General features: G+C 71.3%; 16 protein-coding genes. 3 read left to right on the plus strand and 13 right to left on the minus strand.

What is annotated here, in order from left to right; all coding sequences use genetic code 11:
* Positions 1–121 precede the first annotated feature (121 nt).
* The 3 genes from ACSUPV_RS09990 to ACSUPV_RS10000 all read right to left on the minus strand — a co-directional run bounded on the left by ACSUPV_RS09990 (position 122) and on the right by ACSUPV_RS10000 (position 4,888).
* On the minus strand, positions 122–1,450 hold the full coding sequence (locus ACSUPV_RS09990) for a class I SAM-dependent RNA methyltransferase (protein ID WP_436947343.1): 1,329 nt from the start codon (positions 1,448–1,450) through the stop codon (positions 122–124).
* A gap of 138 nt (positions 1,451–1,588) precedes the next feature.
* On the minus strand, positions 1,589–3,640 hold the full coding sequence (locus ACSUPV_RS09995) for an APC family permease (RefSeq protein ID WP_382610885.1): 2,052 nt from the start codon (positions 3,638–3,640) through the stop codon (positions 1,589–1,591).
* A gap of 297 nt (positions 3,641–3,937) precedes the next feature.
* Positions 3,938–4,888, minus strand: a complete 951-nt coding sequence (locus ACSUPV_RS10000; protein WP_382610888.1) for an adenosine kinase — start codon at positions 4,886–4,888, stop codon at positions 3,938–3,940.
* A 259-nt stretch (positions 4,889–5,147) separates the two neighbouring features.
* Here ACSUPV_RS10000 and ACSUPV_RS10005 point away from each other — a divergent pair, with 259 nt between their 5' ends.
* A complete protein-coding gene (locus ACSUPV_RS10005; RefSeq protein ID WP_031116847.1) occupies positions 5,148–5,819 on the plus strand; it encodes a potassium channel family protein in 672 nt (223 codons plus the stop codon).
* Positions 5,819–6,496 (plus strand): potassium channel family protein, encoded by a 678-nt coding sequence (locus tag ACSUPV_RS10010; RefSeq protein ID WP_010035052.1) that lies wholly within the window; start codon positions 5,819–5,821, stop codon positions 6,494–6,496. The genes ACSUPV_RS10005 and ACSUPV_RS10010 overlap by 1 nt, the downstream gene beginning before the upstream one ends.
* 92 nt (positions 6,497–6,588) lie before the next feature.
* On the opposite strand, the gene ACSUPV_RS10015 is transcribed toward ACSUPV_RS10010, so the two are convergent.
* The 8 genes from ACSUPV_RS10015 to ACSUPV_RS10050 all read right to left on the minus strand — a co-directional run bounded on the left by ACSUPV_RS10015 (position 6,589) and on the right by ACSUPV_RS10050 (position 14,496).
* Positions 6,589–7,320: a DUF3159 domain-containing protein gene (locus ACSUPV_RS10015; RefSeq protein WP_031116848.1), complete on the minus strand. Its 732-nt coding sequence runs from the start codon at positions 7,318–7,320 to the stop codon at positions 6,589–6,591.
* Between the two features lie 3 nt (positions 7,321–7,323).
* Entirely contained in the window at positions 7,324–7,722 is a 399-nt protein-coding gene (locus tag ACSUPV_RS10020) for an OB-fold nucleic acid binding domain-containing protein (RefSeq protein ID WP_078650800.1), read from the minus strand.
* A gap of 95 nt (positions 7,723–7,817) precedes the next feature.
* Entirely contained in the window at positions 7,818–8,501 is a 684-nt protein-coding gene (locus ACSUPV_RS10025; RefSeq protein ID WP_359789440.1) for a response regulator, read from the minus strand.
* The gene (locus tag ACSUPV_RS10030; RefSeq protein ID WP_436947344.1) at positions 8,498–11,056 is read right to left on the minus strand and encodes an ATP-binding protein; all 2,559 of its coding nucleotides are present in this window, start codon (positions 11,054–11,056) and stop codon (positions 8,498–8,500) included. Before ACSUPV_RS10030 ends, ACSUPV_RS10025 begins: the two co-directional genes overlap by 4 nt.
* A gap of 131 nt (positions 11,057–11,187) precedes the next feature.
* Positions 11,188–12,363 (minus strand): alginate lyase family protein, encoded by a 1,176-nt coding sequence (locus ACSUPV_RS10035; protein WP_436947345.1) that lies wholly within the window; start codon positions 12,361–12,363, stop codon positions 11,188–11,190.
* Between the two features lie 156 nt (positions 12,364–12,519).
* Positions 12,520–13,272 (minus strand): DUF3710 domain-containing protein, encoded by a 753-nt coding sequence (locus ACSUPV_RS10040; protein WP_031116853.1) that lies wholly within the window; start codon positions 13,270–13,272, stop codon positions 12,520–12,522.
* A 1-nt stretch (position 13,273) separates the two neighbouring features.
* The gene (dut, locus tag ACSUPV_RS10045) at positions 13,274–13,834 is read right to left on the minus strand and encodes a dUTP diphosphatase (protein WP_436947346.1); all 561 of its coding nucleotides are present in this window, start codon (positions 13,832–13,834) and stop codon (positions 13,274–13,276) included.
* 77 nt (positions 13,835–13,911) lie between these two features.
* The gene (locus ACSUPV_RS10050) at positions 13,912–14,496 is read right to left on the minus strand and encodes a PaaI family thioesterase (RefSeq protein WP_037761647.1); all 585 of its coding nucleotides are present in this window, start codon (positions 14,494–14,496) and stop codon (positions 13,912–13,914) included.
* 58 nt (positions 14,497–14,554) lie between these two features.
* On the opposite strand from ACSUPV_RS10050, the gene ACSUPV_RS10055 reads away from it, so the two are divergent.
* Positions 14,555–15,013 carry a DUF3093 domain-containing protein gene (locus ACSUPV_RS10055; protein WP_359789431.1) on the plus strand — a complete coding sequence of 153 codons (459 nt, stop codon included), beginning with the start codon at positions 14,555–14,557 and terminating at the stop codon, positions 15,011–15,013.
* 42 nt (positions 15,014–15,055) lie between these two features.
* Here ACSUPV_RS10055 and ACSUPV_RS10060 read toward each other — a convergent pair whose 3' ends face one another.
* Complete coding sequence (locus ACSUPV_RS10060) at positions 15,056–16,060, minus strand: hypothetical protein (RefSeq protein ID WP_037761645.1); 1,005 nt, start codon at positions 16,058–16,060, stop codon at positions 15,056–15,058.
* Between the two features lie 13 nt (positions 16,061–16,073).
* The gene (locus tag ACSUPV_RS10065; protein ID WP_003993510.1) at positions 16,074–16,370 is read right to left on the minus strand and encodes a DUF4193 domain-containing protein; all 297 of its coding nucleotides are present in this window, start codon (positions 16,368–16,370) and stop codon (positions 16,074–16,076) included.
* Positions 16,371–16,532: the final 162 nt, after the last annotated feature.

The following is a 16,532-nucleotide window of genomic DNA, read 5'->3' on the forward strand; positions in this document are numbered from 1 at the left end:
CCACCGCAGGAACGCCAGGTCGGACAGCCTTCGCGAGCCAAAAGGGTGCTCCACACCGTGCGCTCGGGGAAACAGGTCGAGTCCACCCGGCCGCACCTCAGGTTCCTATGAAAGTCGCAGGTCACAGGCCCCTTGCGGCGGGCTCAAGAATAGCCACACACTCCACGTGCGAGGTCATCGGAAACAGATCGAACGCCCGCAACGTCCGCACCCGATACCCCCCGTCCCGGAAGTACCCCAGATCCCGCGCCAACGCCGCAGGATCGCACGCCACGTACGCGATCCGGCGCGCGCCCAGGGACGACAGATGCTCCACCGTCTTCCGGCCCGCCCCGGCCCGCGGCGGGTCCAGGACGATCAGGTCGACCTCCGTGATGCCCGTCCGGGGCAGCACGCTCTCGACCTTGCCCTGCTCGATCCGCACGCGGTCGAAGTCGGCCAGGTTGTGGCGGGCGTCCTCCACCGCGCGCTTGCCGGACTCGATGCCGAGGACCGCGCCCTGGTCGCCGACGCGGTCGGCGAGCGCGCCCGCGAAGAGGCCGACGCCGCAGTACAGGTCGAGGGCCATGTCGCCCTTGCGCGGCAGCAGGCCCTGCATGACGGCCGTCACCAGGGTGTCCGCCGCCTTCGGGTGGACCTGCCAGAAGCCGCCGTTCCCGACGCGGTGGGTCCGGCCGTCCGCGCGCTCGCGGACGAAGGGGCGGCCGTGGACGCGGTGGACGCCGCCGGAGCGCTCGTCCACGCGCAGGACCGACACGGGCCGGTCCAGTTCGACGAGCGGCAGGCGCGCGCCCGGCTTCGGGGTGAGGACCACCTGGCGGTCCTGCGAGCCCGTCGCCGCGATCGCCTCGACCGAGTCCATGCCCGTCCAGTCGCGCTTCTCGATGCCCAGCTCGCTGACGCCCTCCGCGGCGATCATGCAGTGGTCGATCGGCTCCACCTCGTGCGAGCGGTGCCGGCGCAAGCCCGCCCGGCCGTCGGCCGTGACCGCGTACTGCACGCGCGTGCGCCAGGCCGGGACCTGCCCCGCCGGTACCTTGTCGCCCTCGGCGGGCACCACCGTGCCGTCCCAGCCGGCGTCCTCCGGCGTGAGTCCGGCGAGCCGTTGGAGCTGCTCGGCGATGACGTCGGCCTTCAGGCGCCGCTGCGCGCCCGGCTTGGCGTGCTGCCAGTCGCAGCCGCCGCAGCGGCCGGGACCGGCGTACGGGCAGGGCACGTCGATCCGGTCCTTGGAGGCGTCGAGCACCTCCACCGCGTCCGCGCGCAGGAACCGGGCGCCCTCCTCGCCCTCCGTCACCCGCGCCACGACCCGCTCACCGGGCAGCGCGTGCCGTACGAACAGCACCTGGCCCTCGGACGTACGGGCGATGCAGTGGCCACCGTGGGCGACGGGGCCGACCTCGACCTCGTACTCCTCCCCCACCAGCGACTTCCTCGGTTCTGCCTGCATGGCGGGGTGACTCCAAAACACGTGAGGGGAGGGCCGTACGGAGTACGGCCGGACAACAGCCCACCAGTCTACGTGGCTGCCGCCCGGCCGTTTCACGACCGTTTCGCCAGGCCCCGGGTCAGGACGGGGCAGGACAGGTCAGGACGTGGGCTCCGAGGACTCCCGGGTCCGCTCCTGCGCGGGCCCCCGCCGCACCGACCCCGGCGCGTTCCACTCCTGCTGCCTGCGGGCCCGCCGCTTGGCCGCCTCGGAGGACTGCAGCTGGTACGGCACGGAGGTCACCATGATCCCCGGCGTGAACAGCAGCCGGCCTTTCAGCCGCAGGGCGCTCTGGTTGTGCAGCAGGTGCTCGTACCAGTGGCCGACGACGTACTCGGGGATGATCACCGACACCGCGTCCCGCGGCGACTCCTTGCGCAGTCCCTTGACGTACTCGATGATCGGCCGCGTGATCTCGCGGTAGGGCGAGTCCAGGACCTTCAGCGGTACGTCGATGCCGCGCCGCTCCCACTCGGCGCGCAGCGCCTTGGTCTCGGCCGGGTCGACGTTGACGCTGACCGCCTCCAGCGTGTCCGAGCGCATCAGCTTGGCGTAGGCCAGCGCGCGCAGCGTCGGGCGGTGGATCTTGGAGATCAGGACGACGGAGTGGACGCGGGAGGGCCGTACGCTGTCGTCGCTCGGGCCCTCGGGGGCGGCGATCTCCTCGGCGACCCGGTCGTAGTGCTTACGGATGGCGGTCATCGTCGCGTAGAAGATCACCATGCCGAGCAGGGCGACCCAGGCGCCGTGCGTGAACTTGGTGACGAGGACGACGACCAGCACGAGGCCGGTGAAGAAGGCACCGAAGGCGTTGATGGCGCGCGAGCGGACCATGCGGCGGCGCTTGGCCTGGTCGGTCTCGGTGGCCAGGTGGCGGTTCCAGTGCCGGACCATGCCGGTCTGGCTGAGCGTGAACGACACGAACACGCCGACGATGTAGAGCTGGATCAGGCGGGTTGAGTCGGCTCCGTAGATCCACACCAGCAGTCCGGCGGCGCCCGCGAGGAGCACGATGCCGTTGGAGAAGGCCAGCCGGTCGCCGCGGGTGTGCAGCTGGCGCGGCAGGTAGCGGTCCTGGGCGAGGATCGAGCCGAGCAGCGGGAAGCCGTTGTAGGCGGTGTTCGCGGCGAGGAACAGCACCAGCGCGGTGGCCGCGGCGAGCAGGATGAACAGGAAGCTGCCCTTGCCGAAGACGGCCTCGGCGACCTGGGAGATCACCGGGTTCTGGACGTAGTCCGGGCCGAGCGGGACGCCGTTGTGGACGAGGTCCTTGGCCGGGTTCTCGGCCATCCGGACGTTACTCGCCATGGCGAGGCCGATGATGCCGCAGAACATGGTGACGGCCAGCAGGCCCATCATCGCGAGGGTGGTGGCGGCGTTCTTGGACTTGGGCTTGCGGAAGGCCGGGACGCCGTTGGAGATGGCCTCGACACCGGTGAGGGCGGCGCAGCCGGAGGAGAAGGCGCGCAGCAGCAGGAAGACCAGGGCGAAGCCGGCCAGGCCCTGGTGCTCGGGCTTGATGACGTAGTCCGCGGTGGGTGCCCGCATGGTGTCGTCCAGGATCAGCCCGCGGAAGGCACCCCAGGCGATCATCGTGAAGACGCCCGCGACGAAGACGTACGTCGGGATCGCAAAGAGGGAGCCGGACTCCTTCACGCCGCGCAGGTTCATCAGCGTCAGCAGCACGATCACGCCGATCGCGCAGAGGACCTTGTGCTCGACCACGAACGGGATCGCCGAGCCGAGGTTCTCGATGCCGGAGGAGATCGACACGGCGACGGTCAGGACGTAGTCGACGAGCAGCGCGCTGGCGACCGTGAGGCCCGCCTTGGGGCCGAGGTTGGTGTTCGCCACTTCGTAGTCCCCGCCGCCGCTGGGGTAGGCGTGCACGTTCTGCCGGTACGACGCCACGACGGTGAACATCAGTACGACGACCGCGACCGCGATCCACGGACTGAAGTGGTACGCCGTCACACCCGCGATCGACAGGACGAGCAGCACCTCGCCGGGTGCGTACGCCACGGAGGACAGCGGGTCGGAGGCGAAGACGGGGAGTGCGATGCGCTTCGGCAGGAGCGTTTCCCCGAGCCGGTCACTGCGCAGTGCGCGCCCGATCAGGATCCGTTTGGGCACGTCGGTCAGTTTGGACACAACAGAGGATCGTAAGCGTTCGATTGCGGGGCCGCCCACCCGCCACCCCCCATCGGCGATCCCTCTGCTCTCCGAGTGAATTCAGAGGCCGATGAGGCTGCGGATTCCGCAGGTCACCCCATTCCCATGCCCATATGACTAAGCCCCGTCCCCCACCGACCGTTGCCACCCCGGAGGTCCCATGCACACCACGGCAGAGCTGATCGGCGCAGCGGCCACACTGGTCGTCCTCGGAATCCTCACGCTGGCGAGCGTACGAAGCATCAGCCGCCGCAAGGACGTCTCGCCGGAGGCGCGCTAGGAGACACGGGGCGCATGCGGGGCGTCCTGCAGCCCCTTCGCGCTCTCCAGCTCCGCCACCCGGGCGCGCAGTTCCTCCCGCCCGATGCTGTCGACCCGGGTCGACGGCACCGTGCACGCATAGGCCCCGGCCACCGTGCCGTGCAGGGCGCAGCGGTGGGGTGGTTCGCCGTGCAGCCAGGCGTGGAGGAACGCGGCGGCGAACGCGTCGCCCGCGCCGTTGGAGTCGACGACCGGGGACGGGGGTTCGGCCGCGGGGACGTGGGTCAGGGCACCGTCCGCCAGCAGGTACGCCCCGTCCGCCCCGGCCGTGGCGACGACCGCCCGGGCCCGGCCCCGCTCGGCGATCCGCCGCATGGTCCGCTCCGGGTCCGCCAGGGCCGTCGAGGACAGGAAGACCAGGTCGGCCTGGTGGGCGAACGGCTCGTGGTAGGGGTCGGATCCGTCCCAGTCGTGCAGGTCGGTGGAGATCGTGACGCCCGACTCCCGCAGGAGCGGCAGGGCGTGCGCGCACGGCTGGGTGATGACGACGTGGGCGTGCCGGCTCACGCCCGCGAGTGCGCGCAGCGTGGCTTCGGGCAGCCGGTCCGTCTCCGCCGAGCGCGTCGCGTCGTACAGGGAGAGCCGCCTGCCGTCGGGGCCGACGAGGTTGACCGCGCGCTTGGTGCCGAGCGGCTGCGGGACGGCGGTGAGCGCGATGCCGCGGTCCCGGTGCAGCGCGCGGACGAGATCGCCCTCGGGGTCGTCGCCGAGCATGTCGATGTGGTGCGTGCGCAGGCCCAGCGCGCTCGTCCCGAGGGCGACGAAGTCCCCGCTCTGGCCTGCGCGCGTGACGATCCCGGGCCGGATCATGTGGCTGTCGGCGAACGGCACGGGCAGTTCGGGCACGTGCACGATCGTGTCCACGCCCGCGCCGCCCAGCACGAGCACGTCGATGTCGGTCCGCATGACAGACTCCTCCCCCGCCGAAGCACTGGCCGAAGCCCTGGCAGGGCCCCGGCAGCCCCCTCGGCTTTGCCGATACGTTGGAGTCGGGCAGTCGAACGCGGCACCGGCCCCGGAAGGCATCATGGCGTGATTCCCCCGGCATGATGTTGCCCGGCGGCCCGCGTTCAGGCCGCGACGTGTTGCCTGGCGAGCCGAAAGAGAGACATGAGTACGTCATTCATGAAGGTCAGAGGGCCTGCAGGAAGCGCGGTGTGAGGCGATGCATATTGTCATCATGGGTTGCGGAAGGGTGGGTTCCGCCCTGGCCCAGAACCTGGAGCAGCAGGGCCACACCGTCGCCGTGGTCGACCAGGACCCCACCGCCTTCCGCCGCCTGGGGTCCTCCTTCGGCGGCCGCCGCGTCACCGGCGTCGGCTTCGACCAGGACACCCTGAGGGAGGCGGGCATCGAGGAGGCCGGCGCCTTCGCCGCCGTCTCCAGCGGTGACAACTCCAACATCATCGCCGCCCGGGTGGCCCGCGAGATGTTCGGCATCGAGAACGTCGCCGCGCGCATCTACGACCCGCGCCGCGCCGAGGTCTACCAGCGCCTGGGCATCCCCACCGTCGCGACCGTCCGCTGGACGGCCGACCAGATGCTCCGCCGGCTGCTCCCTTCCGGCGCCGAGCCGCTGTGGCGCGACCCCACCGGCGGTGTCCAACTCGCCGAGGTGCACACCTCCACCGCCTGGGTCGGCCACAAGATCAGCCGGATCCAGGAGGAGACGGGCGTGCGCGTGGCGTTCCTGACCCGGCTGGGCGAGGCGGTCCTGCCCACCTCGCAGACGGTGCTGCAGGAGGGCGACCTGGTGCACGTGATGATGCGCACCGACGAGGTCGACAAGGTCGAGGCGGCGTTCGCCAAGGGTCCCGAACAGGAGGGCGGTCACTGATGAGGGTCGCCATTGCCGGAGCCGGCGCGGTCGGCCGCTCGATCGCGGGCGAACTGCTGGAGAACGGCCACGAGGTCCTGTTGATCGACAAGGCGCCGACCGCCATCTCGGTCGAACGCGTCCCGCAGGCCGAGTGGCTGCTGGCCGACGCGTGCGAGATCACGTCCCTGGACGAGGCGGCGCTCCAGCGCTGCAACGTCGTGATCGCCGCGACGGGCGACGACAAGGTCAACCTGGTCGTCTCCCTTCTGGCCAAGACGGAGTACGGCGTTCCGCGCGTCGTCGCCCGGGTGAACAACCCGAAGAACGAGTGGCTCTTCAACGAGTCCTGGGGCGTGGACGTCGCCGTCTCCACCCCGCGCCTGATGTCGGCACTGGTCGAGGAGGCGGTGAGCGTCGGCGACCTGGTCCGTCTGCTCCGCTTCAGCCACGGCGACGCCAACCTCGTCGAGCTGACCCTGCCGGAGGAGTCGGCCCTGGCCGGCACGCAGGTCGGCGACGTGGAGTGGCCCGAGGACACGTCCCTGGTCACGATCATCCGCGGCACCCGCGTCCTGACCCCCTCCCGGGAGGACTCCCTGGAGGCGGGCGACGAACTCCTCTTCGTGGCCGCGCAGGCCCGCGAGGAGCAGCTGGAGGACCTGCTGTCGGTACGCCGGGACAGCGCGGCGAGCTGAAGAAGGCAGGGCACAAGCGGAAGGGGCGTCCCGAACCACTCGGGACGCCCCTTCGCTCAGCCGTACAGGCTCACTCGCTCAGCTGTACGGGCTCACTGCTCGGCGGACCGGGCGGCAGCCTGCCGTTCCCTCTCCTCGGCGGCCTTCTCCTCCGCCTCCATCTCCGCGAACACGTCGATCGGCGCGGGTGCCTTCGCCAGGAAGACCCAGGTCAGCCACACCGCGAGCAGGAACGGCGGGATCTTCAGGGCGACCAGGACCCAGCCCAGCTGCGTGGTGTCCGCCCACCAGTACAGCGGGAAGAGGATCGCGCACTTGGCGAGCAGGATCGCGCCCCAGGCGTAACTGGCCTTGGTGTACGCCTTCTTGCGGCCCGGGTTCCGCGTGCGCCAGGAGAGGTTCTCCTTGAAGACCGGCCCGAGGATCAGCCCGATGAGCGGGACCCCGGCCATGGCCGTGATCACGTACGCGAGTCCGAGGCCCAGCGTGTAGAGCATGCCGGGCAGGTAGAAGTCCTTGGCGTTGCCGGTCATCATCGCGAAGACGACACCGAAGGCCACACCGAAGACACCGCTGAAGGCGTGCTTGACGGTGTCCTTCATCACCAGCCGGACCACGACCAGCACCAGCGACACGGCCAGCGCCGCGATCGCCGACAGGTGCAGGTCCTTGTTGATCGTGTAGATGGTGACGAAGAGGAGGCCGGGCACCACGGTCTCGACCATGCCCCGCACGCCGCCGAACGCCTCGAACAGGGCGGCCTCGGTCACCGCCCGGGCGTCGTCCGCAGAATTCTCTTCGGTCGGCTTGTCGAGCGACGTCACCGGCTACTCCCGTCCGAGGGGTCTCAGTTCGTACTTGGGATTGAACAGCACCCGGCGGCCCCGGCTCATCGCGATCCGGCCCGATGCGATCAGCTTGCGCCCCGGCTCTATGCCCACGATGGAGCGCCGGCCGAGCCAGACCACGTCCAGCGCCGCGGAGCCGTCGAACAGCTCGGCCTCCAGGGCCGGGACTCCGGCGCGCGGCCGCAGGGTGACCGTGCGCAAGGTACCAGTAACCGTCACTATCTGGCGGTCCTGGCAGTCTCCGATCCGGATACAGCCGGTGGTCTCGGAGTCCTCCCGCAGTTCCTCGGACTCCAGATCCTCCTGCGACGAGGAGAGCCGGTCGAGCATGCGCCGGAACCGGCCCGCCGGCTTCTGCGAACGAGGAACAGCACTCATATCTGAAGCGTACCGGGGCCCGCCGACATCTCCGTAGCCCCGTGGCGAAGGCCCTGCTTCAGCCCCGTGGCGAGTTCAGCCCTGTGGCGAGGGTCCTACTTCTCGAACCGGTACCCCATCCCCGGCTCGGTGATGAAGTGCTTCGGGTGCGAGGGATCCGCCTCCAGCTTTCTCCGCAGCTGTGCCATGTACACGCGCAGGTAGTTGGTCTCCGTCCCGTACGACGGCCCCCACACTTCCTGCAGCAGCTGCTTCTGGCCGACCAGGCGGCCGCTGTTGCGGACCAGGACCTCCAGCAGGTGCCACTCGGTGGGGGTCAGCCGGACGTCCTTCCCGGCACGCTGCACCTTCTTCGCGGCCAGGTCGACGGTGAACTCGTCGGTCTCCACGATCACGTCGCCCTCACCGCCCCCGGCCGGCTCGGCCCGGCGCACGGCGGCCCGCAGCCGGGCCAGCAGCTCGTCCATGCCGAACGGCTTGGTGACGTAGTCGTCGGCGCCCGCGTCCAGCGCCTCGACCTTCTCGTCGGAGGAGTGCCGCGCGGAGAGCACCAGGATCGGCACCCGCGTCCAGCCGCGCAGGCCCCTGATCACCTCGACGCCGTCCATGTCGGGCAGCCCGAGGTCCAGGACGACGACGTCGGGGTGGCGGGCGGCGGCGAGCCGCAGGGCGGTGGCGCCGTCGTGGGCCGCGTCGACCTCGTACGTGCGTGCCTTGAGGTTGATCACGAGGGCGCGCACGATCTGCGGCTCGTCGTCGACCACGAGGACGCGGGTCATGAGGCCTGCCTTTCCGGTTCTGCCAGGGGTTCTTTCGGCGGGAGAAGGTGCTCGGGGCGCGTTCCCGCCGCGCGGAGCGTGAGGACCATGGTGAGCCCGCCGCCGGGCGTGTCCTCGGTGGTCAGGGTGCCGCCCATGGCCTCGGCGAAGCCGCGCGCCACCGCGAGCCCCAGGCCCACCCCGGCGCCGCGCGGGGCGTCGCCGTAGCGCTGGAAGGGTTCGAATATGCGGTCCTTGGCCTCGTCGGGGACGCCCGGCCCCCGGTCGACCACCCGCACCTCGACCCGGTCGGCGAGCGCGCTCGCCGCGACCAGCACGGGCGCTGCGGACGGACTGTACTTGACGGCGTTCTCGACGAGGTTGGCCATCGCCCGCTCCAGCAGCCCGGGATCGACGTCGACCATGGGCAGGGTCTCGGGCACGTCCAGGACGACGCTGCCCTCGGGTACGCCGCCGAGGGCCATCGGCGCCACCTCGTCGAGGTCGATCTCGCGGATCAGCGGGGTGACCGTGCCGGTCTGGAGGCGGGACATGTCGAGCAGGTTGCCGACGAGGTGGTCGAGGCGGTCGGCGCCCTCCTCGATGCCCTCCAGCAGCTCCGCCCGGTCCTCCTCGGACCATTCGACGTCTTCGGAGCGCAGGGAGGACACCGCCGCCTTGATCCCGGCGAGCGGGGTGCGCAGGTCGTGGCTGACGGCGGCCAGCAGCGCCGTGCGGATGCGGTTGCCCTCGGCGAGCGCGCGGGCCCGGTCGGCCTCCTCCCGGAGCCGGCGGCGGTCCAGGACGACGGCGGCCTGGGCGGCGAAGGCGGCCAGCACCCGGCGGTCCTCGGCGGGCAGGACGCGCCCGGTCAGCGCGAGCGCCATGTGGTCCCCGACCGGCACGTCGACGTCCGCCTGGTCGGGTCGCTCGACGGGGCGCCCCTGGCCGACCCGGCCGGCGCAGGTCCACGGCTCGACGTCGCACGCCCGTTCCAGCAGAGCCGCCGATTCCATGCCGAAGGTCTCCCGGACCCGTTCGAGCAGTTCCTCCAGACCGGTCTCGCCGCGCAGCACGTTGCCCGCGAGGAAGGACAGGATCTCCGACTCGGCCCGCAGCCGGGCCGCCTGGTGGGTGCGGCGGGCGGCGAGGTCGACCACGGACGCCACCGCCGCGCCGACGGCGACGAAGATCACGATGGCGACGATGTTCTTCGGATCGGCGATGGTCCACCGGTGCAGGGGCGGTGTGTAGAAGTAGTTCAGCAGCAGGGAGCCCACGGCCGCCGAGGCCAGCGCCGGGAGCAGCCCGCCGAGCAGGGCCGCCGCCACCGTCAGCGCCAGGAACAGCAGCATGTCGTTGGCGAGGCCGAGGTCGACGGCGCTCAGCAGCGCCGCGAGGGCCGGCGGACCGGCGACACCGGCGAGCCACCCCCACGCCCGCCGGGACCGCCCGAGGCGCGCGCCCCGGGCCACCGGCAGCCCGCGGCCCTTGGCGACCTCGCCGTGGGTGACGATGTGCACGTCGAGGTCGGGCCCCGACTCCCGGGCGACCGTCGCGCCGACGCCGGGCCCGAAGACGTACTGCCAGGTCTTGCGGCGCGAGGAGCCCAGCACGATCTGGGTGGCGTTCACGCCCCGGGCGAAGGCGAGCAGCGCGGCCGGTATGTCGTCGCCGACGACGTGATGGAACGTTCCGCCCAAGTCCTCGACCAGGGTCCGCTGCATCGCGAGTTCCTTGGGCGAGGCCGAGGTCAGCCCGTCGCTGCGGGCTATGTAGACGGCCAGCACCTCGCCGCCGGCGCCCTTCTCGGCCAGCCGCGCGGCCCGGCGGATGAGCGTGCGTCCCTCGGGCCCGCCGGTCAGCCCGACCACGATCCGCTCGCGTGAGCCCCAGATCGCCGAGACGCGGTGGTCGCTGCGGTACCGGGTGAGGTAGGCGTCGACCCGGTCGGCCACCCACAGCAGCGCCAGCTCGCGCAGCGCGGTGAGGTTGCCGGGCCGGAAGTAGTTCGACAGCGCGGCGTCGACCTTGTCGGGCCGGTAGATGTTGCCGTGGGCCATGCGCCGCCGCAGCGCCTCCGGCGACATGTCGACCAGCTCGACCTGGTCGGCCCGCCGCACCACCTCGTCCGGCACGGTCTCCTGCTGCCGTACGCCGGTGATCGACTCGACGATGTCGCCGAGGGACTCCAGGTGCTGGATGTTGACGGTCGAGATCACGTCGACACCGGCCGCGAGCAGTTCCTCCACGTCCTGCCAGCGCTTGGCGTTGCGGGAGCCCGGGACGTTCGTGTGGGCGAGTTCGTCCACCAGGGCGACCTGGGGGCGCCGGGCGAGGACGGCGTCCAGGTCCATCTCGGTGAAGGTGCCGCCCCGGTGGTCGATCTCCCGGCGCGGCACCTGCTCCAGTCCGTGCAGCATCACCTCGGTGCGCGGCCGGTCGTGGTGCTCGACGAAGGCGACCACGCAGTCCGTGCCCCGCTCGACGCGACGGTGCGCCTCGGACAGCATCGCGTACGTCTTGCCGACGCCCGGTGCCGCACCGAGGTAGATCCGAAGCTTGCCGCGTCCCATGGCCTCATTGTCTTCCGGTCTGCCGTTCACGCAGCGTCGACCTTACGACCGGCCGTCACGGCATGGGGGCGCCGGGGACGGCGGCGGGCCCGTCCTTGACGGAACTCTGACGCGCCCGGCCGGTCAGAGGGTCAGGCGGGGTTGTCGCCGTGGGTGAGGGTCTCCCAGGCGACGAAGAGGTTGTTGGAGCCGGCGGGGCGGCCGCGCGTCGTCAGCGTCCCGGTGTTGGTCATGGCGTGCCCGAGACGGTTGGCGAGGGCGTTGTGGCCGACCTCGGGTATCGGGCCGAGCCCGAGCTTGAGGGAGCCGCCGCACAGCCAGCTCGGGGCCTCGGTGCCCAGTTCGTACTTGGCGTGGAAGCCGAGGCCGTGCCGCAGCCGCTCCCCGACGTCGGTGCCGTAGAGGTCCTGGCCCTGGATCCGGCTGGTCTCGGCGACGTGCGAGATGGCCGAGAGTCCGTAGCCGGTGTGCGTGAAGTCCCGGCAGGTCTCCTGGCTGAGCCCGTTGACGAAGGTCGACTGCCCCTGCCAGTACTTCACGATCTTGTCCCGGGTGTCCAGGTTCTGGCTGGGGACGGTCTTCGGCAGCGCGCCGTCCGACTCCAGGTAGACGTAGGCGGCGGTCCTGGTGCGGAACTTCGCCATGGCCTTGTCGTAGGAGGCCTTGTCCTCCAGGAAGACGGAGATGCCGACGGCGGCCTCCATCATCGACAGCTCCCAGTTGCCGTTGGAGTGGGAGCCGTTGATGATCTCGGGCAGGTAGACGGTGCGCAGCATGGTGGCGAAGCGGCCGGAGTTCGCCCAGGTCCCGGTGTACGTGTGCTTGATGATCTCGGCGGCCCTGGGCCAGGAGGAGCCGGCCCAGCCGGTCTGCAGGGGCGCGTTGCTGTTGGTGTGGTCGCGGATCACGGCGGACCAGGCGTCCATCAGCTCGATCGCCTTGCGCGCGTGCCGTTCGTCACGCGTGATGTACCAGGCGAGGGCCTGGGTGTAGGCGGCGATCGCGTCCTCGCGTTCGTCGGTGCAGCCGTTGTTGGGGTTGGAGTAGGAACCGCACTCGACGACCGCCCTGGGCCTGGGCGTGCGGTTCAGGTCGGCGTACTTGCTCGCCATCATCCGGTCGAAGGCGCCCTTCCAGGGCTGGGCGCCGGCGTTGACCCTGGACCGGGTGAAGTCCAACTGACCCTGGGAGATGGTGACTCCGGGGTGGACGAAGGTGGCGGGGGCGCTGGGAGCGGCGTCGGCGGGCCGGGCGAGGACACCGGCGAGGAGTGCGGCCGCGGCGGTGAGGAGAGCGGTTCTGTGCATACGTGGGGGCCTTCCGTTCTTGTATGTGAACGTAAAGCGCCTTTATGGACAGACGCGTTGGCCCGTGAAGGTAGGTACAGACCAATGCCCCGTCAAGGTTCCGCGCACGAGAAAGGGCCGCACCCCCGGTGGGGTGCGGCCCTGCGCCTCTGTGGCTCAGCGGACCTCGGTGATCTCCGGCCCGCGCTGGAGCTGGCCCATTCCGCCCGCGAAACGGGAGCCCTCCTCCTGCTGGACGCCCTCCGGGACCATCTGGGCGTCGTTCGGCAGCTTCAGGACGATCGGGTCGCGGGGCGCCATCGGGCCCTCGCCGCGGACCACGACCGTGTCCCGGAAGATCTGCTCGAGCAGCCCGGCGGCCTGCGGCTGCACCGCGCCCTGGCCCGAGATGACCCCGCGCAGGAACCAGCGGGGGCCGTCCACACCGACGAACCGCACGACCTGGAAGCCGCCGGTGCCGTCCGGCAGCTGCACCGGCACCTGGGCCCGCAGCTCCCAGCCCAGCGGCCCCTCGACTTCGTCGACGATGCCGCCCTGCTGGGTGATGCCGGTCGCGATCTCCTCGCGCACCTCGCCCCAGATGCCCTCACGCTTGGGCGCGGCGAAGCCCTGCAGCTGGATGGCGCTGTCCCGCAGCACGACCGTCGCCGCGACGATCGCGTCGCCCGCGACCTCGACCCGCAGCTCCATGCCGTCGACGCCCGGCACGAACAGGCCTCCCAGGTCGACCCGGCCCTCGGCCGGATCGCGGACCTCGGAGCTGTCCCACGGTCCGTCGGGGCGCGGCGCCGGCTCGAGCCTCAGGCGCTCACCCTCGTCGTCCGCCTCACTGTCGACACCGTCGACGACCTGCTCGGCCTCGCCGGCCGCGTCCTCGGCGGCATCCCTCTTCTTGCGACGTCCGAACACGTCACTGTCCTTCCCGGTCGGATACGACCGAAGCGTATCGATTCCCACCCGTCCGACCGCCCAGGGCGGCCTGACCGCTTGTGCCGCTCGCCCCGTCCACCGCGGCATGGCCTCCGGTGGACCCGAAGCCCCCCTCGGCCCGCGCGGAATCGGGAAGCTCCGCCACCTCCTGGAAGCGGACCCTCTCGACCTGCTGGACAACCAGTTGGGCAATCCGGTCGAAGCGCTCGAACCGCACGGCCTCGCGCGGGTCGAGATTCACCACGATCACCTTGATCTCCCCACGGTACCCGGCATCAACCGTCCCCGGGGCATTCACCAGGGCGACGCCGCAGCGGGCGGCCAGGCCGGATCGCGGGTGCACGAAGGCCGCGTACCCCTCCGGCAGTGCCACAGACACTCCCGTGGGCAGCACGGCCCGCTCGCCCGGCGCCAGTTGGCACGCCTCGGTGGTGCGCAGATCTGCACCCGCGTCACCGGGGTGCGCGTACGACGGCAGCGGTACGTCCGGGTCGACGCGCCGGATCAGCACGTCCACCGGCGGACGGCTCGCGGAGCTCATGGGAGTCATGGTGCTTTCCGGGCTCGCGGGGCTACTGGAACTCATGGGACTGGCCGGGCCGGTGGGGCCTTCAGCACTCACGGGTTCACCTCGAAGGCGCGGGCGCGGCGGACCTGGTCCGGGTCGTTCATGGCCGCCTGGATCTCCTCCGGGCGGCCGTGGTCGACGAAGTGGTCGACCTTCACCTCGATGAAGAGCGCGTCGGCCCGCACGGCGACGGGTCCGCCGGGGCCGCCGACGCGTCCGGTGGCCGTGGAGTAGATCTTCCGCCCGGCCACCGCCGTCACCTCCGCCTCCAGGTGGAGCGTGGTGCCGACGGGCACGGGCCGTACGAAGTCGGTCTCCAGCCTCCCGGTCACGGCGATCGTGCGCAGCAGCCAGTTCAGCGAGCCGAGGGTCTCGTCCAGGGCGCTGGTGAGCACTCCGCCGTGCGCGAGGCCCGGGGCGCCCTGGTGGGCGGGCCGCACGGTGAACTCGGCGGTGAGGGACACGCCCTCGCCGGCGCGCGCCTCCAGGTGCAGGCCGTGCGGCTGGTCGCCGCCACAGCCGAAGCACTGGCCGTAGTGCGCGCCGAGGAGCTCACCGGGCGCCGGAGCGTCCGGATGCCGCACCGGTCGCACGGCGTCGGCCGGAGGCTGAAGAGCTGCGGAAGTACGACTCACAGCGGGAGACCTTACCCGCGCGTCGGCCCCTTCCGGACACCGTGTCAAGCTTGGCTCCATGCAGCTCTCCGCCGCCCCGTACGAAGAACGCCTCACCGCCCCGCGGACCTGGTGGCTGATCTCGTTCCTCGTCGGGGTCTCCATGGCCCTGGTCCTGCTCCCGTTCGGCACGCTGCCGATGCTCGGCGGCCTCGCCGGGGGCACCGCGGTCGCGGCCGTCGCCGCGAGTTCGTACGGCTCGGTCCGCATCCGCGTCGTGGGCGACTCCCTGATCGCGGGCGAGGCGAAGATCCCGGTGGCGGCGCTGGGCGAGGCGGAGGTGCTGGACGCGGAGGAGGCCCGCGCCTGGCGCACCCACAAGGCCGACCCGCGCGCATTCCTGCTGCTGCGCGCCTACATCCCCACGGCCCTGCGCGTGGAGGTCACGGACCCGGCGGACCCCACCCCGTACCTGTACCTGTCCACGCGCGAGCCGGAGCGCCTGGCGGAGGCCCTGAGGGCGGCGAAGTCGGCCTAGCACACCCGCCCGGGACGTCACCCGGCGGAAGGACGGCGGGTCTCAGGGCCCGCCGTCGCGCTTCTCGTCGTGTCCCGTGTCGCGCCGTCCCGGTTCGCGCTGTCCCGGGTCGTGTTTCTCGTACGCGCGGGGCCCCAGGGGATCGTTCGTGATCTCGCCCATCTCCAGGGCGTCCGCCGGACGTTCCAGGGCGGGCAGCGCCTCCAGGGCCTCCCAGGGCACCTGGATCTTGCGCAGGTCCTCGCGGATCCGGGCGGCGAGCTTTCTCGTCTCGCTGCGGTTCATGGCCGCGCCCACGGCGGCTCCCACCAGGAACGGCATGAGGTTCGGCATGTTGCGGACCATCCGCTTCATGATCCGCTGGCGCAGCTCGCGCTTCATGCGGCTGTTCAGCGCCGTGCTGAACGTCGACGGCTTGGTCGCGTCGATCCCGCGCTCCCCGGACCACGAGTCGAGGTAGGCGGTGCTGCGCTGCTTGAGGTTGCCGGGCGGTCGTACGCCGTAGACCTCGTGGAGTTCGGCGATCAGCTTCAGCTCGATCGCCGCGACACCGGTGACCTCGGCGGCCAGTTCCGTGGGCATGGCGGGGGGCACGGGAAGCATTGCCGCCGCGCCGATGCCGGCTCCGACCGTCGCCGTCGCCTTCGCCGCGCCCGCGACGAGCTTGTCCGCGAGCTCTTCGGGCCCGAGGCCCGGGAACTGCCTGCGCAGGGTCGCCAGGTCCCGTACGGGGACCCGGGGTGCCATGTCGATGATCCGGTCGGCGAGGTACGCGAGCCCCGCACGGGCCCGCTCGCCGCCCTTGCGGGCGCCTTCCCTCGCCCGCTCCCGGATCGCCCCCGCCCGTCGCCTGGCGACGGGTGCGGGGACGTCCACGGACGCCGGGAGGTCACCCCGGTCCGCGGCCGGTTCGAGCGAGGCCGCCCCCGTACCGGTGGTGCCTCGCCCGTCGTCACGCGCGCCGTACTGCGGGCCGTCGTCGATCGGCCCTTCGTCCGCTTTCCGCTTGGAGAAGCGGCGCTTCCAGGGAGGGGTCGAGCCAGTCACGGCCGACCCGTCCTCAGTCGCAGTCGCGGCAGATCGGCTGACCGTTCTTCTCCCGGGCCAGCTGGCTGCGGTGGTGCACCAGGAAGCAGCTCATGCAGGTGAACTCGTCCTGCTGCTTCGGGAGCACCCGGACGGCCAGCTCCTCGTTCGAGAGGTCGGCTCCGGGCAGTTCGAGGCCCTCTGCGGCCTCGAACTCGTCGACGTCCACGGCGGAGGCCGACTTGTCGTTCCGCCGAGCCTTCAGCTCTTCGAGGCTGTCCGAGTCGACGTCATCGTCGGTCTTGCGTGGAGTGTCGTAATCGGTTGCCATGTCGCTCTCCCCCTCTGGGTGTCTGCGGTGTCTCCAGCGCACGTAACGCGTGAGAGGCCGGACTTGTGCCCGACCTGAGGCGGAGATTTTGCCTCACATCAAGGTCTGTTACTCAATCGACACCCAACCGGACTCCTCACGAGTGATCGGCTTGGATGGCGA

Source organism: Streptomyces sp. SudanB52_2052, assembly GCF_964272415.1.
Taxonomy (GTDB): domain Bacteria; phylum Actinomycetota; class Actinomycetes; order Streptomycetales; family Streptomycetaceae; genus Streptomyces; species Streptomyces olindensis.